Origin of the sequence: Burkholderia sp. Ax-1720 (assembly GCF_011753035.1) — a bacterium.
Taxonomy (GTDB): Bacteria; Pseudomonadota; Gammaproteobacteria; order Burkholderiales; family Burkholderiaceae; genus Burkholderia; species Burkholderia gladioli.
On record NZ_VWWK01000451.1, the window covers coordinates 1 to 875 of the forward strand.

General features: G+C 74.7%; 2 pseudogenes. One reads left to right on the forward strand and one right to left on the reverse strand.

Features of this window, described 5'->3' with window-relative positions:
- A pseudogene (locus F3J18_RS37600) lies at nt 1-412 on the forward strand (GlcNAc-PI de-N-acetylase); the annotation flags it as partial.
- Nucleotides 413-521: 109 nt separating this feature from the next.
- On the opposite strand, the pseudogene F3J18_RS37605 reads toward F3J18_RS37600, so the two are convergent.
- A pseudogene (locus F3J18_RS37605) lies at nt 522-875 on the reverse strand (SAM-dependent methyltransferase); the annotation flags it as partial.

The window sequence follows — 875 nt, forward strand, 5'->3', positions numbered from 1 at the left end:
TGCCGACGCGTTGGCCGCGCAACTGGCGCGGCATGCCGGCGCCGCGCCGCTGTTGCCGCTCGGCCTGCGCCATCCCGATCATCGGCGTGTCGCGGCGGCCTGGCTCGCGCTGCTGCGCGCGGGACGGATCGGCGCCTGCCTGGTCTACGAGGAGGCGATCCATCGCGCCGCGCCCGACGAAACGCGGCGGCGCCTGGCCGAGCTGGAGCGCGCCGGCCTGGAGATCACGCCGCTTGGCGTCGACTGGTGCCCCGATCGTGAGGCGAGGCGCGCGCGTGGCATCAAGCGGCGCGCGGTGGCGGCCTATGCGAGCCAGTTGCGCGCGTTCGGCGGGGCGCCGCTGGTCGATCTCGAGCAGCCCGAGCGCTACTGGCGCATGGAATGGCGCGGCGCGACGCGCTGCACGACTTGAAGAGGATCCCGCATCGAGGCGCGCGTTGCCGGATTCTCGCGGCCGCGCATTGGTTCGCCGCGAGGCGAAGCATGCCGCGGTCGTCGCGGCGGCCCGCCGGCGCGCGGCCCTAGCGATCCGCGGCATCGCCCCGGCGCTGCTCGCGCCGCGCCAGGCTGGCCGGCTCCTCGCTCCACACGTCGAGCAGGAAATCGGCATCGTCGATATGCGCCACCACCTCCAGCGCGGCGCGGCGCGCGGCCTGCGCGAAGCGCGCGTGCACCGCGCCGCCGCCGATGCGCATGTCATCGGCGCCATGTCGCCAGTGGCAGCACGCCAGCGTGCCGTCGTGCTCCAGCGAGGCGCAGGCCAGGCGCGCCAGCGCCGCGCAAGCCGGCTCGTCGAGGTAGTAGCCGAATTCGCTGATCACGATCAGGTCGAAGCGCGCCTCGGGCCAGTCGTCCGGCATCGCGCGCGTCTCCAC